The sequence below is a fragment of the Rhodococcus sp. BP-349 genome, from assembly GCF_019835845.1.
Classification (GTDB): domain Bacteria; phylum Actinomycetota; class Actinomycetes; order Mycobacteriales; family Mycobacteriaceae; genus Rhodococcoides.
Window position 1 is genome coordinate 104,394 of sequence record NZ_JABUDR010000001.1, and the last position, 19,679, is coordinate 124,072.

A 19,679-nucleotide genomic window follows, 5' to 3' on the forward strand; every position below is an offset into this window, starting at 1 on the left:
CCTGAACAGGGAGGTCTGCACGCCGGGGCGACGGTGTGGGACTACGGTTGCGCGCATGGCTGCACAGCGCGGAGGCAGTACCTCGTCCCAGGGTCGAGGTGACAACCGCTCCGACGACTACGACGATCTCGAGGGGTTCGCCATCGCGGTCGTCCGCGAGGAGGGCACGTGGACGTGCCGGCCGTTGTCCGCGGACGCCCTGACGAGTCTCAGTGCCGCCGAGACCGAACTTCGTGAATTGCGCAGTGCCGGTGCGGTGTTCGGTCTCCTCGATGTCGACGACGAGTTCTTCGTCGTGCTCCGTCCGGCACCGTCGGGTACGCGAGTCCTGCTGTCGGACGCCACCGCCGCGATCGACTACGACATCGCGGCCGACGTCCTGGACCGACTGAACATCGATGTGCCCGATCTGGATCCGGACGAGCTCGACGACGTCGAGCCGTGGGACGAGGGCGATCTGGACCTGCTGAGCGACATGGGTCTTCCCGAGCCGGTCCTCGGCGTCATCCTGGCGGAGTCCGACCTGTACCCCGACGAGCAGCTCGGCATGATCGCCGCTCGCCTGGGGTTCGCCGCAGAGTTCGCCGCGGTGCTCGACAAACTGCCTCGCTGACCGTGGTGCCCCTCCACCTGCGTGACGTCTGGATGCGTCGCGCCCTGGAGGTCGCGCGCACCACGCCCGCGGGCGACGTTCCCGTGGGTGCCGTCGTCGTGAACGCGGCGGGCGACGAGATCGCGTCCGCGGTCAACGAACGCGAACGCCGCGGGGACCCGACCGCCCACGCCGAGGTGCTCGCGCTCCGCGCCGCCGCCGAGCGGCACGGGGACGGCTGGCGACTCACCGGATGCACCCTCGTCGTCACCCTCGAGCCCTGCACGATGTGCGCGGGCGCGGCAGTGCTCTCGCGAGTCGACGGACTGGTGTTCGGGGCCTGGGAACCGAAGACGGGCGCGGTCGGCTCCTTGTGGGACGTGGTGCGGGATCGGCGCCTGACGCATCGGCCGGAGGTGGTCGGCGGAGTCCTCGAGAGCGACGCGGCCGGTCTGGTTCGGGACTTCTTTCGAACCGCGAACGACGTTTGACGCGGTCGACCGACGGGGTATTACTGCCCGGTAGAACGCCAGACGCAGCGTTGCGTCGCCCGCCTCGCCGAAACGGAGGGGTGGATGTCATGTTCTTCCGCTTCGAAGGAGCACCACATGGGTCTCGACGACAAGATCGGCAACAAGGCAGAAGACCTCAAGGGCAAGGGCAAGGAAGCCGCGGGCGACGCCACCGGTGACCAGGACCTGAAGGCCGAGGGCCAGGGCGACCAGACCTCCGCCGCCGTCAAGGACGGCGTGGAGAAGGTCAAGGACGCCGCGTCCAACATCAAGGACAAGCTCACCGGCCACTGATCCACCCCGAGCGTGACTCCTGACGTCGCGATTTCGGATCCGCGCCACCCATCCGGTAACGTATCCGCCGGTGGCGTGTCCGAGCGGCCTAAGGAGCACGCCTCGAAAGCGTGTGACGGGTAACCCCCGTCCGAGGGTTCAAATCCCTCCGCCACCGCCATGAGCCCCCCACCTGCTTCGGCAGCTGGGGGGCTTTGTCGTTCACGAACTTCGGGTACACCGACGAGATGAGAAACATGAACGCGATGGAGAACCGCACCCTGGGACGCACCGGCCGGCAGGTGTCGTGCGTCGGCCTCGGGACCTGGCAGCTGGGTGCCGACTGGGGTGACGTGTCCGAGGAGGACGCCGTGGCAGTGCTCGACGCCGCCGTGGACAGCGGCATCACCTTCTTCGACACGGCCGACGTGTACGGCGACGGTCGCAGTGAGCGGGTGATCGGCGGATTCCTGGCCGATCGCGGCCTGCGGGACACCGTCACCGTGGCGACCAAGATGGGTCGACGCGTCGACCAGGTGCCGGAGAACTACACGCTCGCGAACTTCCGCACGTGGGTGGACCGGTCGCGCGGCAACCTCGGTGTCGACACCCTGGAACTCGTGCAGCTGCACTGCCCGCCCTCTGCCGTGTACGGCGACGACCAGGTGTTCGACGCCCTCGACACCCTCGTCGAGGAGCAGGCGATCGCGCACTACGGCGTCAGCGTGGAGACGGTCGCGGAGGCGCTCGAGGCGATCCGCCGACCGAACGTGGCCACCGTGCAGATCATCGTCAACGCCTTCCGGCTCAAGCCCGTCGACGAGGTGCTGTCCGTCGCCGCCGATGCCGGAGTCGGCATCATCGCGCGGGTGCCGCTGGCCTCGGGCCTGCTGTCCGGGAAGTACGACGAGTCGACGACGTTCCCCGAGAACGATCACCGCAACTTCAACCGCAACGGTGAGGCCTTCGACGTCGGCGAGACGTTCTCGGGGGTGCCGTTCGAGACGGGCCTTGCGGCGGCTCGTGACTTCTCCGCCCTGGTCGCGGACGCGGCTCCGGAGGGTACGACGCCCGCCGCCGCCGCCATCGCCTGGTTGTGGCAGCACCCGCAGATCTCGACGGTCATTCCGGGGGCCCGCAGCGTGGATCAGGCGCGTGCCAACGCCGAGGCGGGGCGCGTCGCGCTTCTCGGCGCCGAGTTCGATGCCGGCGTGCAGAGCATCTACGACCGCTACCTCCGGGACGTCGTCCACTCGACGTGGTGACGGAACCTTTCACAGGGGATTCCCAGGCCGCAGCGGTGGCCGCTCGTTGAAGCGACAACTAAAGTTCGTGCCATGAAGAAGAAATGGTGGATCACCGGAGCCGTGGTCGTCGTCCTGGCGATCGTGGCGCTCGTCGTCGGACCGCGCATCTACTCGTCGATCGAGAGCAGCGATCCGGCGGCGTCGGTGTCCACCTCCGGTGCCGAGGCGGCGACGGGCGACCTGGACGGTGAGTGGACCGTCACGCCCGGTGACTCGGCGAACCCCACATCGGCCGGGTACACCGTCGCCGAGGTGCTCAACGGCACCGACGTCACGGTCGTCGGCACCACGCCGGACGTCTCGGGAAGCGCCACGATCGCGAACCAGCAGCTCACCGCCGGTGAGATCGTGGTGCAGACCGAGACCATCACCACCGACAGCGACCGACGCGACAACCAGTTCCGCGGCAACATCTTCGACGTCGCGAACAACCCCACCGCCACGTTCACGGTGACGTCGCCGGTGGATCTGTCCACGGTGCCCACCGACGGCACCACGGCGACCGTCACCCTCGACGGCACACTGACCCTCAAGGGTCAGACGCGCGACGTGAGCGTCGAGACGCAGGTGCTGCGGTCGGGCGAGACCATCGTCGCCTCGGGCAACATTTCTGCGACGTGGACCGACTACGGCATCGAGCCGCCGTCGCTGGGCTTCGTGACCGTGGATCCGACCGGCTCCGTCGACTTCCTGGTGACGCTCGGGAAGGCCTGAGCCGTAGCGTCCGCGGGAGTCCAGCCGGTAGGCCGGAGGCCGGTCGTCATGTCGGGTAGGCCGGAGGCCGGTCGTCCTGTCAGGGCGGTCCGACGATGTAACCGAGTTTCTGTCGAAGAGTCGCCGCCGTCCGCACGTCCCGTGCGATGGCGGCGTACTCGTGTGTCTGGAGCTTCAGGATGTCGAACGTCTGCACCGGAGTCGTCAGCCCGTAGTGCGGCCGGAACGTCTCGTCGGCGTAGGTCCCGAACAGGCGATCCCACACGATGAGGATGCCGGCGTAGTTCTTGTCCAGGTACTCCTTGTCACGGCCGTGATGCACGCGGTGGTGCGACGGCGTGTTGAAGACGAACTCGAACCAGCGCGGCATGCGGTCGATGCGCTCGGTGTGCACCCAGAACTGGTAGACCAGGTTGATCGCGAACCCGGTGAACACCATCCAGGGCGGGACGCCGAGCAGGGGAAGCGGCAACCACATCAGGATCTCGCCGCTGTTGTTCCACTTCTGCCGTAGAGCGGTGCTGAAGTTGAAGTACTCGCTCGAGTGGTGCGCCTGATGCGTGGCCCACACGATGCGCGTGCGATGCGCGATGCGGTGATACCAGTAGAAGAGGATGTCGACGCCGAGCAGCAGTATCACCCACGTGTACCACTGGTCCGAGGGCAGCTGCCACGGCGCGACGTACGCGAAGATCAGCGAATAGCCCAGCAGCGCCAGGGTTTTCCATGCGGTGGTGGTGACGATGGACACCAACCCCATGGCAATGCTGGCACGGGCGTCGGCGCGGAGGTAGCTTCCGCGGGACGGTCGGCCGGGTTCGTCCTCGGTCTCGTCGCTGTGGCTTTCGAGGACGATCGCTGCGGTCCACTCGAGCGCGAGCAGCACGAGGAACGCCGGCACCGCGAGTGCGACCGGGTCGCGGAGACCGGTCGGCAGACTGTTCCACAGATCGGCGATCACCCGCCGCAGTCTACGTGACCGCGGTCACACGAATCAGGCGCGGTACTCGCGCACCAGGGGGCAGTCGAAGGGGTTGCGCTTCGACAGTCCCACCTGGTTGAGGTAGCGGACGACGATGCCGTACGACTTCACGAGCGATGTCTCGGTGTACGTGACCCCGTGCTTGGCGCAGTGCTCGCGCACCATGGGCCGCACCTTCTTGAGGTTCGGTCGCGGCATGCTGGGAAACAGGTGATGCTCGATCTGGTAGTTCAGACCGCCCATCATGAAGTCGGTGACGGGGCCGCCGTCGACGTTGCGCGACATGAGGACCTGGCGGCGGAGGAAGTCGATCTTCGCGTTGGCCGGAACCAACGGCATTCCCTTGTGGTTGGGCGCGAACGAGCCGCCCAGCAGAACGCCGAAGACGGCGAAGTGCACGAGGATGAACCCGACGGCGAGCCCGGCCGGCATCGCGAGGAACGGCAGTGCGAACCCGATGGTGAGTCGCAGCGCGATGAGCGCCAACTCCAGCTTGCGGTGCTTGATCTCCTTGGAGCCGATCAACGTGCGCACACTGGCGACGTGGAGGGCGGCGCCTTCGAGCGTGAGCAGCGGGAAGAACAGCCAGCCCTGACGGCGGGTGAACGCGCCGTAGAAGCCGGTGCGCTGCGCGACGTACTCGGGGACGAAGGCGATGGGCCCGTTCCCGATGTCGGGATCCTTGCCGATCTGGTTCGGAGCGTTGTGGTGCTTGCTGTGCTTGCCCTGCCACCAGTGCAGCGAGAGTCCTGCGAACGTGCCGGACAGGATGCGGGCCGTCCATTCGTTCCACTTGGCCGAATCGAACATCTGGCGGTGAGCCCCGTCGTGTCCGAGGAAGCCGAACTGCGTGCTCACGACGGCGAGGGCGACGGCGAGCGCGAGCTGCCACCACGAGTCCCCGAGGAGGAACGCGCCGACCCACACCGCGACGAATGCCGCGACGGTACCGATGATGCGGGACCAGTAGAAGCCGCGGCGGCGGGACATCAGCCCCGAGGCGCGCACTGCGACGGACAGCTCGGTGTACGAACTGACGAATCGGTCTCTGGGGCGTTCAGCGGTGACGGACACGGGTGCCTCTGTTCTGTGGACGGTCTGGCCACGGTGGCTGTCGGTCGTTCTGGCAGTCGATGCAGTGGTGAGAACCGCGGAGAGGGCGGGAAGTGCTCAGGTCACGCCTCTGTCACAAGTGTGACACAGGCAGGGCACGGCGTCGACAGTTCGGCGTGGCCGGGCGTGGTCGTACCGCGCCCCGTCGGGCCCGTGGCGTAGTGTTCGGATCACGAGCTCGCCGCGGTTCTCACCGGCGCCTCGTTCTCCCCCCGTGACGGACGATTCGTTCTCCTCACCACCGAACTACTGATGAAGGGGTTTCCATGGAACCCGAACAGCTCTTTCTCGCACCCGTCACCGCCGATGCGGAGCCCGTCGAGGCTCCCGCGACGTCCGCGGCCAGGGACGTCGTCAACGCGGCGCCTCCCGTCTACACCCAACTGTTCTCCGAGAAGAACTGACTTCTCTCGAACGCCTGACATGACGGATCCCCAGCACGCCCGGGCCTCGTCCACGAGCACGGCGGTCACGACCTCGGTGGCCCGGCGCATCACGCCCGGCCGTGAGCAGGACTTCGTCGCCTGGACCGATGCCGGCATCAGTGTGTTGCGCACCTTCGACGGTTTCCTGGGCGGCGGGTGGTTGCGCTCCTCGACCGATCCCCACGAGTACTACGTGCTCTACCGATTCGACTCCGATGCCCATCTGCAGGAGTGGCTCTCGTCTCCGTTCCGGCGCGCCTGGGTCGCGCGTGGTGTGGGCGTGGCGGACGATCATGTGACGCATCGCCTCACGGGGGTCGAGGGGTGGTTCGAGCCACAGTCGACGCTCACCGACGCGGTGCGCGTCGTGGGTGCCCCGCCGCCTCGGTGGAAGCAGGCCATCGTCATCTGGTCGGCGTTCTTCCCCCTGTCCCTTCTGCTCAACACCTTTGTCTCCGAGTATCTCTCGCTGGGCCTGGTGCTCCGGACCCTGCTCGTCACCCTCGTGAGCACACCCCTCATGGTGTACGTCCTGCTGCCGTTCATCACTGCACGCGTGAAGCGCTGGCTCACCCCCTGACGGTCTGAAACACCCGTCACGCGTGGCGAGCGTCACAAAAGTGCACACCACTGCAAACTTGCCGAGCCGTGCAAGTTCCGTACTGTGGGATCCGTGAGTTCCGGATTACGCGACCGCAAGAAGGCGGAGACCCGTGCAGCACTCAGCGCTGCCGCGATCCGTCTCGGGCGGCAACAAGGCTTCGACACCGTGACCGCCGAGGCGATCGCCCGCGAAGCGGGGGTGTCGACGCGCACCTTCCACAACTACTTCTCCAGCAAGGAAGAAGCGGCGCTGTACTACCTCGAGCAGGCAGCGTTCGAGTGGGTGGACCTGATCGAGCACCGTCCGCAGGACGAGGACTTCTGGGACACGGTGCGCGCCATCGTCTTCGAGATCGTCGATGATCCGGAGCGCGAGTTGACCGAGACGGTCGCGATCGCGCGGTTCGTCGAGGAGTCGCCGGCCCTGCTGGCGAAGAAGCTCGAGTTCGACCGCTCGCTCTCCGCGGCATTCAAGAAGGCCGTGGCTCGGCGCACCGGGCTCGATCCCGATCGGGACCTGTACCCCTCGTTGGTCCAGGCTGCCGTGGGCGCCACCGTCAGTGCCGCGCTCGGCTTCTTCGCCGAGGCATCCGAGAAGGGTTCCACCACAGCAGAATCCGCCGGTGAGGTGGTCCGCCTCGCCATGCTTCAACTCGAACGGGGCTTCCGAGCGCCGCTCACCGGTTCCACTCCGATCCCGCCCGACTGATCGCGCGTCCGTCCGTCACCCGCAGCACGACACCCCCGAACGAGGAGAACACTCATGGCCACCTTCCTGTATCGCATAGGACGGTTCTCGTACCGTCGGAAAGGCATCGTGCTGCCGATCTGGCTCGCCATTCTGGTGTTGGCCGGCATCGGCGCAGCCACGTTGTCCGGCCCGACGAGCACGTCGTTCTCCATCCCCGGAACCCCGGCCCAGGCCGCGCTGGACCTGCAGAAGGAGCGCTTCGGGGGCAGCGAGGATCCGCTGACGTCGGCGTCTGCGCAGTACGTGTTCCAGGCGCCCGCCGGCACCACGCTCGACTCGCCGGAGAACACCGCGGCCATCGACAGCGTCATCGCGAACATTCGCGGTATCGCTGCCGTGAAGGACACGGCCAAGGCCGATCCCGCCGCCGGCCCGGTGCCCGAGGGCGCCATGCCGCTCCTCGATCCGATCGCCGGCAACCAGGCCATCGTCGATCAGTACGCGGAGGCCGGTCTCGCGCCGGACGTCGCGGCAGCGAACGCGGCGGCCGTGTCTCCGCTCTCACCCGACAAGACCATCGGCATCCTCGACGTCCCCGTCACCGGCACCGTCACCGATGTCACGGCCGAGATCCGCACCGAGCTGACCGATGCCGCCCAGCCCGCCCGTGACGCAGGGCTCACCGTGGAGATCGGTGGCAGCGCCATGCAGGCCGCCGAGCCGCCCGGCGGTAGTGCCGAGCTGATCGGCCTGGCCGTCGCCGCCGTCGTTCTCGTCGTCATGTTCGGATCGCTCGTCGCCGCCGGACTGCCGCTCATCACGGCCATCGTCGGCATCGGCGTGACCAGTCTGACGATCACCACCGCGTCGGGCTTCGCCGAGCTCACCCAGTTCACGCCGATCCTCGCCATCATGATCGGCCTGGCCGTCGCCATCGACTACTCGCTGTTCATCGTCGCCCGGTTCCGTAACGAGTTGAGCGAGACGGACGACCGGGAGGAAGCTGCGGCACGCGCAGTGGGAACCGCAGGCAGCGCCGTCGTCTTCGCCGGCACCACGGTGCTCATCGCGCTGGTCGCTCTGCGCGTCGTCGGCATCCCGTTCCTGTCCCAGATGGGTCTGGCCGCCGGCTTCGGTGTCTTCGTCGCCGTGCTCGTCGCGTTGACCATGCTCCCCGCCGTCCTCGGGCTCTTCGGCACGAAGGCGTTCGCCGGCAAGATCCGCACCGTGCCGGACCCCGAGCACGACGACAAGCCGACCAACGGTCTGCGGTGGGTGCGTCTGGTCATCAAGCGCCCCGCGCTGGTGCTGATCGTCGGCATCGTGATCCTCGGCGTCATCGCCGGACCCATGACCTCGCTGCGCCTGGCGCTGCCGTCGGTGGCCACCGCGGAACCCGGAACACCGGCACGTGAGGCGTACGACCTCGTCGACCAGGGATTCGGTCCCGGTCGCAACGGCCAGCTGCTCATGGTCGTCGACGCGAGCGAGGTGCCCGAGGCCGACCGTGCCGCGGCCTTCCAGGCCGTCGTCGACAAGGCCGCGGCCGAGTCGGACGTGGTGAACGCTCAGCAGGCCGGCGTCAACCCGGCAGGGGACACCGCGCTGGTGTCTGTCACGCCGAAGAGCTCGCCGATCAGCGAGGACACGCAGGACCTGGTGACCGCGCTGCGCGACGCCGAGGGAGGACTGCAGTCCGAGTACGGGGTGACCTACGGCGTCACCGGACAGACGGCACTCGAGATCGACGTCTCCGAACGACTCCAGGACGCGCTGGTGCCCTACCTCGCCGTCGTCGTCGGATTGGCTTTCCTGCTGCTGATGGTCGTCTTCCGATCCATCCTCGTCCCGCTGACCGCGACCCTGGGCTTCCTGCTCAGCGTGCTGGCCACGTTCGGCGCGACGGTGTTCATCTTCCAGGAGGGCGGACTGGGCCTGATCTCCAATCCGCAGCCGATCGTCAGCTTCATGCCGATCTTCCTGATCGGAGTGGTGTTCGGTCTCGCGATGGACTACCAGGTGTTCCTGGTGTCCCGGATGCGGGAGGCGTACGTCCACGGCGCGACCGCGAGCGACGCCATCGTCACGGGCTTCAAGTACGGCGCCCGCGTCGTCGCTGCCGCGGCGGTCATCATGATCTCGGTGTTCGCCGCGTTCATGCTGGAACCGGACTCGTTCATCAAGTCCATCGGCTTCGCTCTCGCGGCCGCGGTGTTCTTCGACGCCTTCATCGTCCGCATGATCTTGATCCCCGCAGTCATGGCGCTGCTCGGCGACAAGGCCTGGTATCTGCCGAAGTGGCTGGACAAGATTCTGCCGAACGTGGACATCGAAGGTGAGAAACTGACCCGCAGGACGGACGAGACCGTACTGCCGAGTCAGCAGCCGGCGAACCAGGGCTGAGTCCATGAACCGCACCCACCACGCCTGTCGTCCGACGGGTCCGGTCGAGAAGGAAGGATGCACGACGTGTTGATCTCACTTCTCCGCCGGTATCTGGCGCCCTACCGCGGCGCACTGACAGGCGTGGTGGTGCTGCAGTTCGTGGCCACCGTGGCCTCGCTGTACCTGCCCAGTCTTAACGCCGACATCATCGACAACGGCGTGACGACGGGCGACACCGGCTACATCCTGTCCACCGGCACGATCATGCTCCTGGTGTCGGCCGTGCAGATCGCCTGCTCGATCGGCGGCGTCTACTTCGGAGCGCGAGCGGCCATGGCGGCCGGACGCGACATCCGCGGAGCGCTACTCGACCGGGTGGGTACGTTCTCCGCCCGTGAGGTCGGGACCTTCGGCGCACCGTCGTTGATCACCCGCAACACCAACGACGTGCAGCAGGTACAGATGGTGGTCCTGATGGGCTGCACCATCCTGGTGATGGCGCCCATCATGTGCGTCGGCGGCATCGTCATGGCTCTGCGCGAGGACTTCGGACTGTCGTGGCTCCTCGGCATCGCCGTGCCGGCGTTGGCCCTGAGCATGGGCTTCGTCGTGGTCCGCATGGTCCCGGCGTTCAAGGTCATGCAGAAGCGCATCGACACGGTCAACCGCGTTCTGCGCGAGCAGATCACGGGCATCCGCGTGGTGCGCGCCTTCGTGCGTGAGCCGTACGAGGTGGATCGTTTCGACGACGCCAACACCGCCCTCACCGCCACTGCACTGCAGGTCGGCCGTCTGATGGCGCTCATGTTCCCGGTGGTCATGCTCATCAGCAACGTCACCAGCGTCGCGGTGATCTGGTTCGGCGGTCATGCCGTCGACGAGGGACGCATGGAGATCGGGTCGCTGACGGCCCTGCTCAGCTACATCATGCAGATCCTGATGTCGGTCATCATGGCGTCGTTCATCGCGATGATGATCCCGCGCGCCAGCGTGTGCGCCGAGCGCATCAGCGAGGTGCTCGACACGAATTCGTCCGTCGTGCCCTCCGCGAAACCCGTCGTCTTCGCCTCGGCACCGTCGACGGTGGAGTTCGACAAGGCCGGCTTCGCGTATCCCGCGGCCGATCACCCGGTGCTCTGCGACGTGACCTTCCGAGCGACGGCCGGAACCACCACGGCCGTGATCGGCAGCACCGGCTCGGGCAAGACGACGCTGATCAACCTGATCCCGCGTCTCATCGACACGACCGACGGAGTGGTACGCGTGGGCGGAACCGATGTGCGAGAACTCGATCCGGAGGCGCTGCGAGCGGAGATCGGACTGATCCCCCAGCGGCCCTTCCTGTTCTCCGGCACCATCGCCTCCAATCTTCGCTACGGCAAGGAGGACGCCACGGAGGCCGAGATGTGGGACGCGCTCGAGGTGGCGCAGGCCGCCGACTTCGTCCGCGAGATGCCCGAGGGTCTCGAGACCCCCGTCGCCCAGGGCGGCACCACCGTCTCCGGTGGGCAGCGTCAGAGACTGGCCATCGCCCGCGCCGTCATCCGGCGGCCGAGCATCTACGTCTTCGACGACGCGTTCTCCGCTCTCGACCTGACGACGGACGCGAATCTTCGTGCGGCACTGCGTCCCATCACGCGCGACGCGTGCGTCATCGTCGTCGCGCAGCGGGTGTCCACCATCCGCGACGCGGACAGCATCGTGGTGCTCGACGACGGCAGGATGGTCGGCCTCGGCACTCACGACGAGCTGCTCGAGACGTGTCCCACCTATGCCGAGATCGTCGACTCGCAGCGCACCGCGGCGGGTGTGTCGTGACGCGGCCCGGCGGTCCTCCCGGTCCCGGTGCTCCCGGCACGAAGGCGATGAGCTTCGGACCGTCCGTCAAGCGGCTGCTGCGCCGGCTGCTGCCGCAGCGCATGCTGCTCACGGTGGTCCTCGTGTTCGCCGTCGCCAGCGTCGTGCTCACCGTTCTCGCCCCGAACATCCTGGGCCGAGCCACCAACCTCATCTTCGACGGCATCGTCGGCCGTTCGCTCGACCCCTCGCTGTCCAAGGAACAGGTCGTCGACGGTCTCCGCGCCTCGGGTGAGGGCACACGCGCCGACATGGTGTCGAGCATGGACGTCCTCCCCGGTCGGGGAGTCGACTTCGACGCGGTCGGCAAGGTCCTGGTCCTCGTCCTGATCCTGTACATCGGCTCCGCACTGCTGTCCTGGGTGCAGGGCTACATCCTCAACATCGCCCTGCAACGCGTCATCAAGCGTCTGCGTACCGACGTCGAGAACAAGATCCACCGGTTGCCGTTGCGCTACTTCGACTCCCACAAGCGCGGGGACGTGCTCTCGCGGGTCACCAACGACATCGACAACGTCTCGCAGAGTCTGCAGCAGACACTCAGCCAGCTCGTGGTCTCGGTGCTCACGGTTCTGGGCATCCTGGGCATGATGCTGTGGATCTCGCCGCTGCTCGCACTGGTCGCGATCCTGACGGTGCCGCTGTCGATCGTGGTGACGGCGATGATCGCCAAGCGCTCGCAGCCGCACTTCATCGCGCAGTGGAAGCAGACCGGCGCGCTCAACGCACAGGTCGAGGAGGCCTACACCGGCCACGAACTGGTCAAGGCCTACGGCCGTCAGCACGAGACGGCGCGGGTGTTCCACGAGAGCAACGAGGAACTGTACCAGGCGAGCTTCCGGGCACAGTTCATCTCCGGAATCGTCATGCCCGCCATCATGTTCCTGGGCAACCTCAACTACGTCGCCATCGCCGTGGTCGGCGGGTTGCGCGTCGCGTCGGGAACGTTGAGTCTCGGCGAGGTGCAGGCGTTCATCCAGTACTCACGCCAGTTCACGCAGCCGCTCACGCAGATCGGGTCGATGGTCAACCTGCTCCAGTCGGGTGTGGCCTCGGCGGAGCGCATCTTCGAGATCCTCGACGCCGAGGAGGAGGGCGCCGATCCGTCGGCCCCCGTCACCCCTACCACGCGCAGTGGGCGCGTCGAGTTCCGGGACGTCTCGTTCCGCTACGAGCCGGAGCGTCCGCTCATCGACGGGCTGTCCTTCGTGGCGGAGCCTGGCCAGATGGTCGCGATCGTCGGCCCCACCGGCGCCGGCAAGACGACGCTCGTGAACCTCGTGATGCGGTTCTACGACATCGATTCCGGCTCCATCACCCTCGACGGAGTGGACACGCGCGACATGACGCGGGCCACGCTGCGATCGCGCACCGGCATGGTGCTGCAGGACACCTGGCTGTTCGGCGGCAGCATCCGCGACAACATCGCGTACGGCAACAGCGGCGCCACCGAGGAGTCGATCATGGAGGCGGCGCGGGTGAGTTACGTCGACCGTTTCGTGCACTCGCTGCCCGACGGGTACGACACCGTCATCGACGAGGAAGGCAGCAACGTCAGTGCGGGCGAGAAGCAGTTGATCACCATCGCGCGCGCGTTCCTCGCCGACCCGGCCGTGCTGATCCTCGACGAGGCCACCAGTTCCGTCGACACCCGTACCGAGCTGCTGGTGCAGAAGGCCACCGCGGCCCTGCGGAGTGATCGCACGAGTTTCGTCATCGCGCATCGCCTCTCGACGATCCGCGACGCCGATCTGATCCTGGTGATGGAGAACGGGTCCATCGTGGAGAAGGGCACGCACGACGAGCTCATCGCGGCGCGCGGCGCCTACCACCGTCTCAGTGCGTCCGGCCTGCAGGAGCAGCAGTTGGCGTCTGGTTCGATGGGGGCATGACCGACCTCTTCACAGTCGAGACCCGTATCGAGGACCATCTCGGTCGAACCGGCACCCTGCGGACGCCGCACGGCGACATCGAGACCCCCGCGTTCATCGCCGTCGGCACCAAGGCCACCGTCAAGGCGGTGCTGCCGGAGTCGATGAAAGAGTTGGGCGCACAGGCGGTTCTGGCGAACGCCTACCACCTGTACCTCCAGCCGGGCCCCGACATCGTGGACGAGGCCGGGGGACTGGGTCGGTTCATGAACTGGGACGGCCCGACCTTCACCGACAGCGGCGGGTTCCAGGTGATGTCGCTCGGTGTCGGGTTCAAGAAGGTCATCTCGATGGATGCCACCCGAGTGGAGTCGGACGACGTCATCGCCGAGGGCAAGGAGCGGCTCGCGCACGTCGACGACGACGGCGTGACGTTCAAGTCCCACCTCGACGGCTCACGGCACCGCTTCACGCCCGAGGTGTCGATGCAGATCCAGCACCAGCTCGGCGCGGACATCATGTTCGCCTTCGACGAGCTGACGACGCTGATGAACACCCGTGCGTATCAAGAACAGTCGCTGGACCGCACGCAGGCGTGGGCGGTGCGGTGCATCGCCGAGCACGAGCGCCTCACCGCCGAGCGCGCCGACAAGCCATACCAGGCGCTGTTCGGTGTGGTGCAGGGTGCGCAGTACGAGGACCTACGTCGGAAGGCGGCACACGATCTCGAGACCATCGTCGGCGAGACCGGGCGCGGATTCGACGGCTACGGCATCGGCGGCGCTCTGGAGAAGCAGAACCTCGGCACCATCGTCCGATGGGTGAACGAGGAACTGCCCGAACACAAACCGCGACACATGCTCGGCATCAGCGAGCCGGACGACTTCTTCGTCGCCATCGAGAACGGCGCCGACACCTTCGACTGCGTGAACCCGTCACGAGTGGCGCGGAACGCGGCGATCTACACCCCGGACGGCAGATTCAACATCAACACCGCGCGTTTCCGACGCGACTTCACCCCGATCGACGACGAGTGCGATTGCTACACCTGCGCGCACTACACACGCGCCTACATGCATCACCTGTTCAAGGCGAAGGAGATGCTGGCCTCGACCTTGGCGACGATCCACAACGAGCGTTTCACGGTGAAGCTGGTCGACGACATCCGCGCGTCCATCCGTGACGGGCGCTTCCAGGAGTTCAAGAAGGACACGCTGGCGCGCTTCTATTCCTGACCCGAACTCTCCGCGAGTACGCCCATAGTGTCGAGAATGTCGTGCTCGGCAGCGCCAGTATCGACGTACTCGCGGGGCAGGGGTGGGGTCAGTCCGGGGAGTAGGTCGGCTCGCGCTTCTTGATGTACGCGATCACGGCGTAGGTGATGGGGAGGACCAGCACCTCGACGAGCGTCTTCCACAGGAAGCCCACGATGACGTAGTTCACGAAGTCGGCGCCCGTCGTGATGCCGATGACGCCGGCCGCGATGCTGCAGAAGATCAGTGTGTCGAAGAATTCGCCCACCACCGTCGACCCGATGAGGCGGGCCCACAGGTGCTTCTCCTTGGTGCGTTCCTTGATCTTCACCAGCACGATGGAGTTCAGCAGCTGCCCGACGGTGTACCCGGCGAGTCCGGCGAGGACCAGGCGCGGCACGACGCCGACGACGGTCTCGAGTGCGGCCTGGTTCTCGTAGAAGGAGGCGGCGGGGAGCTCGATGGCGATCCAGAAGCAGACCGAGGTGAGCAGGAGTGAGCCGAAGCCCAGGTAGATCGCGCGGCGCGTCGCCTTGAGCCCGTACACCTCGCTGAGCACATCGCCGAGGATGTACGCGAGGGGGAAGAGGAAGAACGCGCCGTCGGTGTTGATGGGGAGAATTTGGAAGGGCCCGAGCGAGACGTCGGACGCGGCGAAGAAGGCGACACCCTTGCTGGCGGCCACGTTCGAGATCAGCAGTGTCGCGACGAAGAGCGCGACGATGGCGGGGTAGAAGCCACGGCTGATGTGGGCGAACGAGGCCTGTCCAGACGGAGTGTCGCCGTCGGTGGCGGTGGAGTTGGTTGCAGTCACCGGTCGATCCAAGCACCGAGACGACGACGGGCGCGAATCCCCGAAGGGATCCGCGCCCGATGTCGGTGCGTGCGGAGGCTACTTCTTGACCACCTGGGTGCCACCGGCGAACTGATCGTGCTTGCCCTGCTTGGTGGGGCTCGAGTTGACCGTGACGGCGATGACGATCACGGCGATGAACGCGAGCAGGCTACCGAGGAACGGGATGATGTTGAGCAGCGTGAACGCGTTGCGGATCGCGGACTGCTGCAGCGTCGGCCGCGGCGTGCCGGCGGGACCGTGCACCTGGAGTCCGAGGATCTTCTTGCCGAGTGTCGCGCCCTGGCTGACCTCGAGGCCGACGAAGTACGCGAACGTCAGGACGCCGGAGAAGAGTCCGGTGACGAGGATGTTGTCGGTCGCACCGAAGATCGCGGCGAGAATCAGCGCGACGATGCCGACGATGATCCCGTCGATGATGCGCGCGCCCAGTCGAATGCCCAGCCCACCGGGCTGACCGCCGCCGGGCACTCCACCGAAGTTCGAGCCACCGTAGTTGGTGGTGTTGTCGAACTGCGGGGGCGTCGGGTAGCCACCCTGCTGGGGGTAGCCGCCCTGCTGGGGGTAGCCGCCCTGCTGGGGGTAGCCACCCTGCTGCGGCGGGACGTTGCCCTGCGGCGGCGGGTAGTTGCCCTGTGAGGGCGGGGGGTAGTTGCCCTGCGAGGGCGGCGGGTAGGACCCCTGCGACGGGGGCGGGTAGGAACCCTGCTGCGGCGGCGGGTAGCTGCCGGGGTTCTGCGGATCCTTGCTCGGGTCGAAACCGCCTGTGGTCATGATGTCCTTCTCGTACGGGTTGACGTGTCGGAGTCTTCTCGCGGCCACCTTACGTCCGATACGCCCCGACCGGTGTGCGATGTTCCGTCGTGACGGCGTCTCGATCAGTGACCGAGCACGAACCACGGCTCCCTCGGGAGCCGGTCCAGGGACCAGTGCGAGGCCAGGTCGGACAGCGATTCGCGTGTGCGATCGGACGGAACCCCGATCGACGACGCGATCTCGGCGCGGACGTCGGACACGGTCTGCCCGGCGGCGAGTCGGTCGCGCAGTGTGACGGCACCGTCCCGCTTGGCGAGGCGCTTGCCCGTCGGACCGAGAGCGAGCGGGACGTGCACGTACTCCGGGATCTCGACGCCGAGCAGACCGGCGAGGTAGGCCTGACGCGGCGCCGACGCGAGCAGGTCGTCCGCGCGAACCACCTGGTCGACGCTCTGGAACCCGTCGTCGACGACGACGGCGAGGTTGTAGGCGGGAACGCCGTCCGTGCGCTGGAGGACGAGGTCGTCGACCACGCCCGTGAACTCGCCGACGAGGGCGTCGGTCACGGTGAACGACCGCGTGTCCGAACGTAACCGCAGTGCGGCGCGCCGGCCCTCGGCGCGGCGGGACGCGCGTTGCGCCTCGGTGAGGTTCCGGCAGGTTCCGGGGTACGCACCCTCGGGTGCGTGCGGCGCGGACGCGGCCTGCTGGATCTCGCGGCGGGTGCAGAAACACTCGTAGACACGGCCGTCGGCGGCGAGGGAGGCGATGGCCGCGGCATAGGACTCTCGGCGATCCGATTGCCGCACCACCGGCCCGTCGACGGTGATGCCGACGGCGGCGAGATCGTCGAGCTGACGGTGCTCGGCGCCCGGTCGCACGCGATCGAGGTCCTCGACGCGCAGAACGAATCCGCGTCCGGTCCCGCGGGCCAGGAGCCAGGCGAGCACCGCCGTGCGGAGGTTCCCGATGTGGAGGTCGCCGGAGGGGCTCGGCGCGAACCGGCCGTTCACTCGCCGCGACCCATCAGCTCGTCCCGTCGGGACGCGACCTCCGTCCGCAGCGCGTCGACCACCACCCCGACCTCGGGGCGCCGCAGCGTCTCGCCGCGCACGACCAGCCAGTAGGCCAGGGTGACCGACACCTCCGAGCGCAGGATGCGCACGAGATCGCGGTGCCGGTCGGCCATGAAGCACGGCAGCAGGCCGATACCGGCGCCCGCCCTGGTCGCCTCGACGTGCACGAAGACGTTGGTCGAACTCACCGAACTCCGCATCACCGGGACGTCCGACGACGGGGAAGCGTCGCCGACGGCCACCGAGCGCGCGAGATCGAGGTCGTCGACGTGCAGCATCGACTCCACGAAGTAGACGAGGGGATGGCCGGCGAGGTCGCGTCGGGTGGTGACGGTGTCGTGGTGCTCGAGGTACTCCGGAGTGGCGTACAGACCGAGGCAGTACTCGCCGAGGTGCACCGCCTCGGCGCGGTGCACCTGAGGCGTGCCGACGACGATCTCGATGTCCATTCCCGACCGTTGTTGCGAGGCGCGCCGCGTCGCGGCCACCAGTTCCACGGACACCTCGGGGTGCCGTTCCTGCACGCCGACAGCCGCCGGCGCCGCGATGTAGGCGCTGAAGCCGTCGGTCGCGGAGATGCGGACGACACCGCGCAGCGACGCACCGACCGGGTCGACCAGACCGCGCACCACGCTGTCGACCGTCTCGGCTGCCGTCAGGGCGTGTCGGCCCAGGTCGGTGAGTTCCCAGCCGCCCGAGGTGCGGACCAGCACCCGACCACCGAGCGACTTTTCCAGGGAGGCGATGCGCCGCGACACCGTCGTGTGATTGACGCCGAGGCTGTCCGCGGCCGCGGTGAAACGGCCGCTGCGCCCGACGGCGAGGAGGACGAGAAGATCGTCCGCGCTGGGGGGCGTGTGCGCCGACGAGCGCCCGGACGAGGTCATGTGTGCATCTTTGCAGTTGGGTCGTGCGCGCGCGTCCATTGTGCCGCGTGGTGATCTGCGTCGATACTCGACGCAGCGTGTGCCGTGGATCACTGTCCCGGTACCGAGGACTCAGCAAGGAGAATGTCATGTCGGTTGTCGACAGGGTGGATCGCGACGAGGAACCGTCGGGTCTGCGGAAGGTGGTCGCCGCATCCATGGCGGGCACCGTGGTCGAGTGGTACGAGTTCTTCCTCTACGGCACGGCGGCGACGCTCGTGTTCAGCAAGATCATGTTCGCGGAGGGGACCAGCGAACTCGACGCGATCCTGGCGGCCTTCGTCACGTACGCGGTCGGCTTCGTCGCACGACCGCTCGGCGGCATCGTCTTCGGTCACTTCGGTGACAAGTACGGGCGCAAGAAGCTCCTGCAGTTCTCGCTGGTGCTGGTCGGCGCTGCGACCTTCCTCATGGGCTGCCTGCCGACGTTCAACCAGATCGGGTACTGGGCGCCGGCACTTCTGGTGATGCTGCGCTTCATCCAGGGCTTCGCGGTGGGCGGTGAGTGGGGCGGCGCCGTGCTTCTCGTCGCCGAGCACAGCCCGAACAAGAGTCGCGGCTTCTGGGCCAGTTGGCCGCAGGCGGGTGTCCCCGGCGGCAACCTGCTCGCGACGGTGGTCCTACTGGTGCTCACCACAGTGCTGTCGGAGGACGCGTTCCTCAGCTGGGGCTGGCGTGTCGCGTTCTGGCTGTCCGCCGTCATCGTCTTCGTCGGCTACTACGTCCGTACCAAGGTCACCGACGCCCCCATCTTCGTCGAGGCGCAGAAGCAGGCCGAGGTCATCAAGGCCGCGTCGTACGGCGTCTTCGAGGTCGTGAAGCGTTACCCCCGTGGCGTGTTCACCGCGATGGGCCTGCGGTTCGGCGAGAACGTCATGTACTACCTGGTGGTCACCTTCTCGATCACCTACCTCAAGGTCGAGGTGGGTACCGACACCAGCACCATCCTGTGGTGGATGCTCATCGCGCACGCCGTGCACTTCGCGGTGATCCCGTTGGTCGGTCGCCTGGCGGACACCGTCGGACGCCGTCCGGTGTACCTCGTCGGTGCGGTCACCGCCGGCACGTGGGGCTTCTTCGCCTTCCCCATGATGAACAGCGGCCACAACGTCGTCATCATGCTGGCCATCATCATCGGACTGGTGTTCCACGCCTTCATGTACGCCACTCAGCCGGCGATCATGTCCGAGATGTTCCCCACTCGTATGCGGTATTCCGGTGTGTCCCTGGGCTATCAGGTGACGTCGATCGTCGCCGGGTCACTCGCACCGATCATCGCGGTGAAGCTGCTCGACGTCTACGGCTCGTCCGTGCCGATCGCCTGGTACCTCGCCGCCTCCGCGCTCATCACGCTGATCGCCGTCGTGGTGGCTCGTGAGACCAAGGGCATCGCGCTCGAGAGCATCGACATCGCCGACGCGAAGAACCTGGCCACCGAGGCCGAGCTCGCGAAGGCCGGTATCCCGACGAAGTAGGCGCGCACACAGCAA

At 67.2% G+C, this 19,679-nt stretch carries 19 protein-coding genes and 1 tRNA gene; 14 read left to right on the forward strand and 6 right to left on the reverse strand.

The window, feature by feature from the left end; all coding sequences use genetic code 11:
• Positions 1 to 55 precede the first annotated feature (55 nt).
• From HQ325_RS00480 to HQ325_RS00505, 6 genes are all read left to right on the forward strand, one after another.
• Positions 56 to 613: a tRNA adenosine deaminase-associated protein gene (locus HQ325_RS00480; protein ID WP_204869600.1), complete on the forward strand. Its 558-nt coding sequence runs from the start codon at positions 56 to 58 to the stop codon at positions 611 to 613.
• 32 nt (positions 614 to 645) lie between these two features.
• A complete protein-coding gene (locus tag HQ325_RS00485) occupies positions 646 to 1,083 on the forward strand; it encodes a nucleoside deaminase (RefSeq protein ID WP_222628709.1) in 438 nt (145 codons plus the stop codon).
• 117 nt (positions 1,084 to 1,200) lie between these two features.
• Entirely contained in the window at positions 1,201 to 1,398 is a 198-nt protein-coding gene (locus HQ325_RS00490) for a CsbD family protein (protein ID WP_027506610.1), read from the forward strand.
• A 69-nt stretch (positions 1,399 to 1,467) separates the two neighbouring features.
• A tRNA-Ser gene (locus HQ325_RS00495) sits at positions 1,468 to 1,558 on the forward strand.
• A gap of 67 nt (positions 1,559 to 1,625) precedes the next feature.
• The gene (locus tag HQ325_RS00500) at positions 1,626 to 2,642 is read left to right on the forward strand and encodes an aldo/keto reductase (RefSeq protein ID WP_261777605.1); all 1,017 of its coding nucleotides are present in this window, start codon (positions 1,626 to 1,628) and stop codon (positions 2,640 to 2,642) included.
• 72 nt (positions 2,643 to 2,714) lie between these two features.
• Entirely contained in the window at positions 2,715 to 3,398 is a 684-nt protein-coding gene (locus HQ325_RS00505) for a YceI family protein (protein ID WP_222626264.1), read from the forward strand.
• Positions 3,399 to 3,477: 79 nt separating this feature from the next.
• Here the strand turns inward: HQ325_RS00505 and HQ325_RS00510 are convergent, their stop codons facing one another.
• Both HQ325_RS00510 and HQ325_RS00515 read right to left on the reverse strand, forming a co-directional pair.
• On the reverse strand, positions 3,478 to 4,359 hold the full coding sequence (locus tag HQ325_RS00510) for a sterol desaturase family protein (protein WP_222626265.1): 882 nt from the start codon (positions 4,357 to 4,359) through the stop codon (positions 3,478 to 3,480).
• A 33-nt stretch (positions 4,360 to 4,392) separates the two neighbouring features.
• Positions 4,393 to 5,454, reverse strand: coding sequence for a fatty acid desaturase (locus HQ325_RS00515; protein WP_374107174.1), 1,062 nt, complete (start codon positions 5,452 to 5,454; stop codon positions 4,393 to 4,395).
• Positions 5,455 to 5,759: 305 nt separating this feature from the next.
• Here HQ325_RS00515 and HQ325_RS00520 point away from each other — a divergent pair, with 305 nt between their 5' ends.
• From HQ325_RS00520 to tgt, 7 genes are all read left to right on the forward strand, one after another.
• Positions 5,760 to 5,897, forward strand: coding sequence for a hypothetical protein (locus tag HQ325_RS00520; protein WP_222626266.1), 138 nt, complete (start codon positions 5,760 to 5,762; stop codon positions 5,895 to 5,897).
• A gap of 19 nt (positions 5,898 to 5,916) precedes the next feature.
• Positions 5,917 to 6,498 carry an antibiotic biosynthesis monooxygenase gene (locus tag HQ325_RS00525; RefSeq protein ID WP_222626267.1) on the forward strand — a complete coding sequence of 194 codons (582 nt, stop codon included), beginning with the start codon at positions 5,917 to 5,919 and terminating at the stop codon, positions 6,496 to 6,498.
• Positions 6,499 to 6,591: 93 nt separating this feature from the next.
• Complete coding sequence (locus HQ325_RS00530; protein ID WP_222626268.1) at positions 6,592 to 7,230, forward strand: TetR/AcrR family transcriptional regulator; 639 nt, start codon at positions 6,592 to 6,594, stop codon at positions 7,228 to 7,230.
• A 54-nt stretch (positions 7,231 to 7,284) separates the two neighbouring features.
• On the forward strand, positions 7,285 to 9,615 hold the full coding sequence (locus tag HQ325_RS00535; RefSeq protein ID WP_222626269.1) for an MMPL family transporter: 2,331 nt from the start codon (positions 7,285 to 7,287) through the stop codon (positions 9,613 to 9,615).
• A gap of 66 nt (positions 9,616 to 9,681) precedes the next feature.
• The gene (locus tag HQ325_RS00540; RefSeq protein WP_222626270.1) at positions 9,682 to 11,415 is read left to right on the forward strand and encodes an ABC transporter ATP-binding protein; all 1,734 of its coding nucleotides are present in this window, start codon (positions 9,682 to 9,684) and stop codon (positions 11,413 to 11,415) included.
• Positions 11,416 to 11,462: 47 nt separating this feature from the next.
• Positions 11,463 to 13,346, forward strand: coding sequence for an ABC transporter ATP-binding protein (locus tag HQ325_RS00545; protein WP_222628716.1), 1,884 nt, complete (start codon positions 11,463 to 11,465; stop codon positions 13,344 to 13,346).
• The gene (gene tgt / locus HQ325_RS00550) at positions 13,343 to 14,560 is read left to right on the forward strand and encodes a tRNA guanosine(34) transglycosylase Tgt (protein ID WP_222626271.1); all 1,218 of its coding nucleotides are present in this window, start codon (positions 13,343 to 13,345) and stop codon (positions 14,558 to 14,560) included. The genes HQ325_RS00545 and tgt overlap by 4 nt, the downstream gene beginning before the upstream one ends.
• An 88-nt stretch (positions 14,561 to 14,648) precedes the next feature.
• Here tgt and HQ325_RS00555 read toward each other — a convergent pair whose 3' ends face one another.
• The 4 genes from HQ325_RS00555 to HQ325_RS22250 form a co-directional block, all read right to left on the reverse strand.
• The gene (locus HQ325_RS00555) at positions 14,649 to 15,392 is read right to left on the reverse strand and encodes a queuosine precursor transporter (RefSeq protein WP_027506618.1); all 744 of its coding nucleotides are present in this window, start codon (positions 15,390 to 15,392) and stop codon (positions 14,649 to 14,651) included.
• 78 nt (positions 15,393 to 15,470) lie between these two features.
• Positions 15,471 to 16,205 carry an RDD family protein gene (locus tag HQ325_RS22720; protein ID WP_222626272.1) on the reverse strand — a complete coding sequence of 245 codons (735 nt, stop codon included), beginning with the start codon at positions 16,203 to 16,205 and terminating at the stop codon, positions 15,471 to 15,473.
• Between the two features lie 104 nt (positions 16,206 to 16,309).
• The gene (gene gluQRS / locus HQ325_RS22245) at positions 16,310 to 17,200 is read right to left on the reverse strand and encodes a tRNA glutamyl-Q(34) synthetase GluQRS (RefSeq protein WP_308014200.1); all 891 of its coding nucleotides are present in this window, start codon (positions 17,198 to 17,200) and stop codon (positions 16,310 to 16,312) included.
• Positions 17,197 to 18,150, reverse strand: a complete 954-nt coding sequence (locus HQ325_RS22250; RefSeq protein ID WP_261777607.1) for a LysR family transcriptional regulator — start codon at positions 18,148 to 18,150, stop codon at positions 17,197 to 17,199. The genes gluQRS and HQ325_RS22250 overlap by 4 nt, the downstream gene beginning before the upstream one ends.
• 128 nt (positions 18,151 to 18,278) lie before the next feature.
• Between HQ325_RS22250 and HQ325_RS00570 the strand changes: the two genes are divergently transcribed.
• The gene (locus tag HQ325_RS00570) at positions 18,279 to 19,664 is read left to right on the forward strand and encodes an MFS transporter (RefSeq protein ID WP_222626273.1); all 1,386 of its coding nucleotides are present in this window, start codon (positions 18,279 to 18,281) and stop codon (positions 19,662 to 19,664) included.
• Positions 19,665 to 19,679 lie beyond the last annotated feature (15 nt).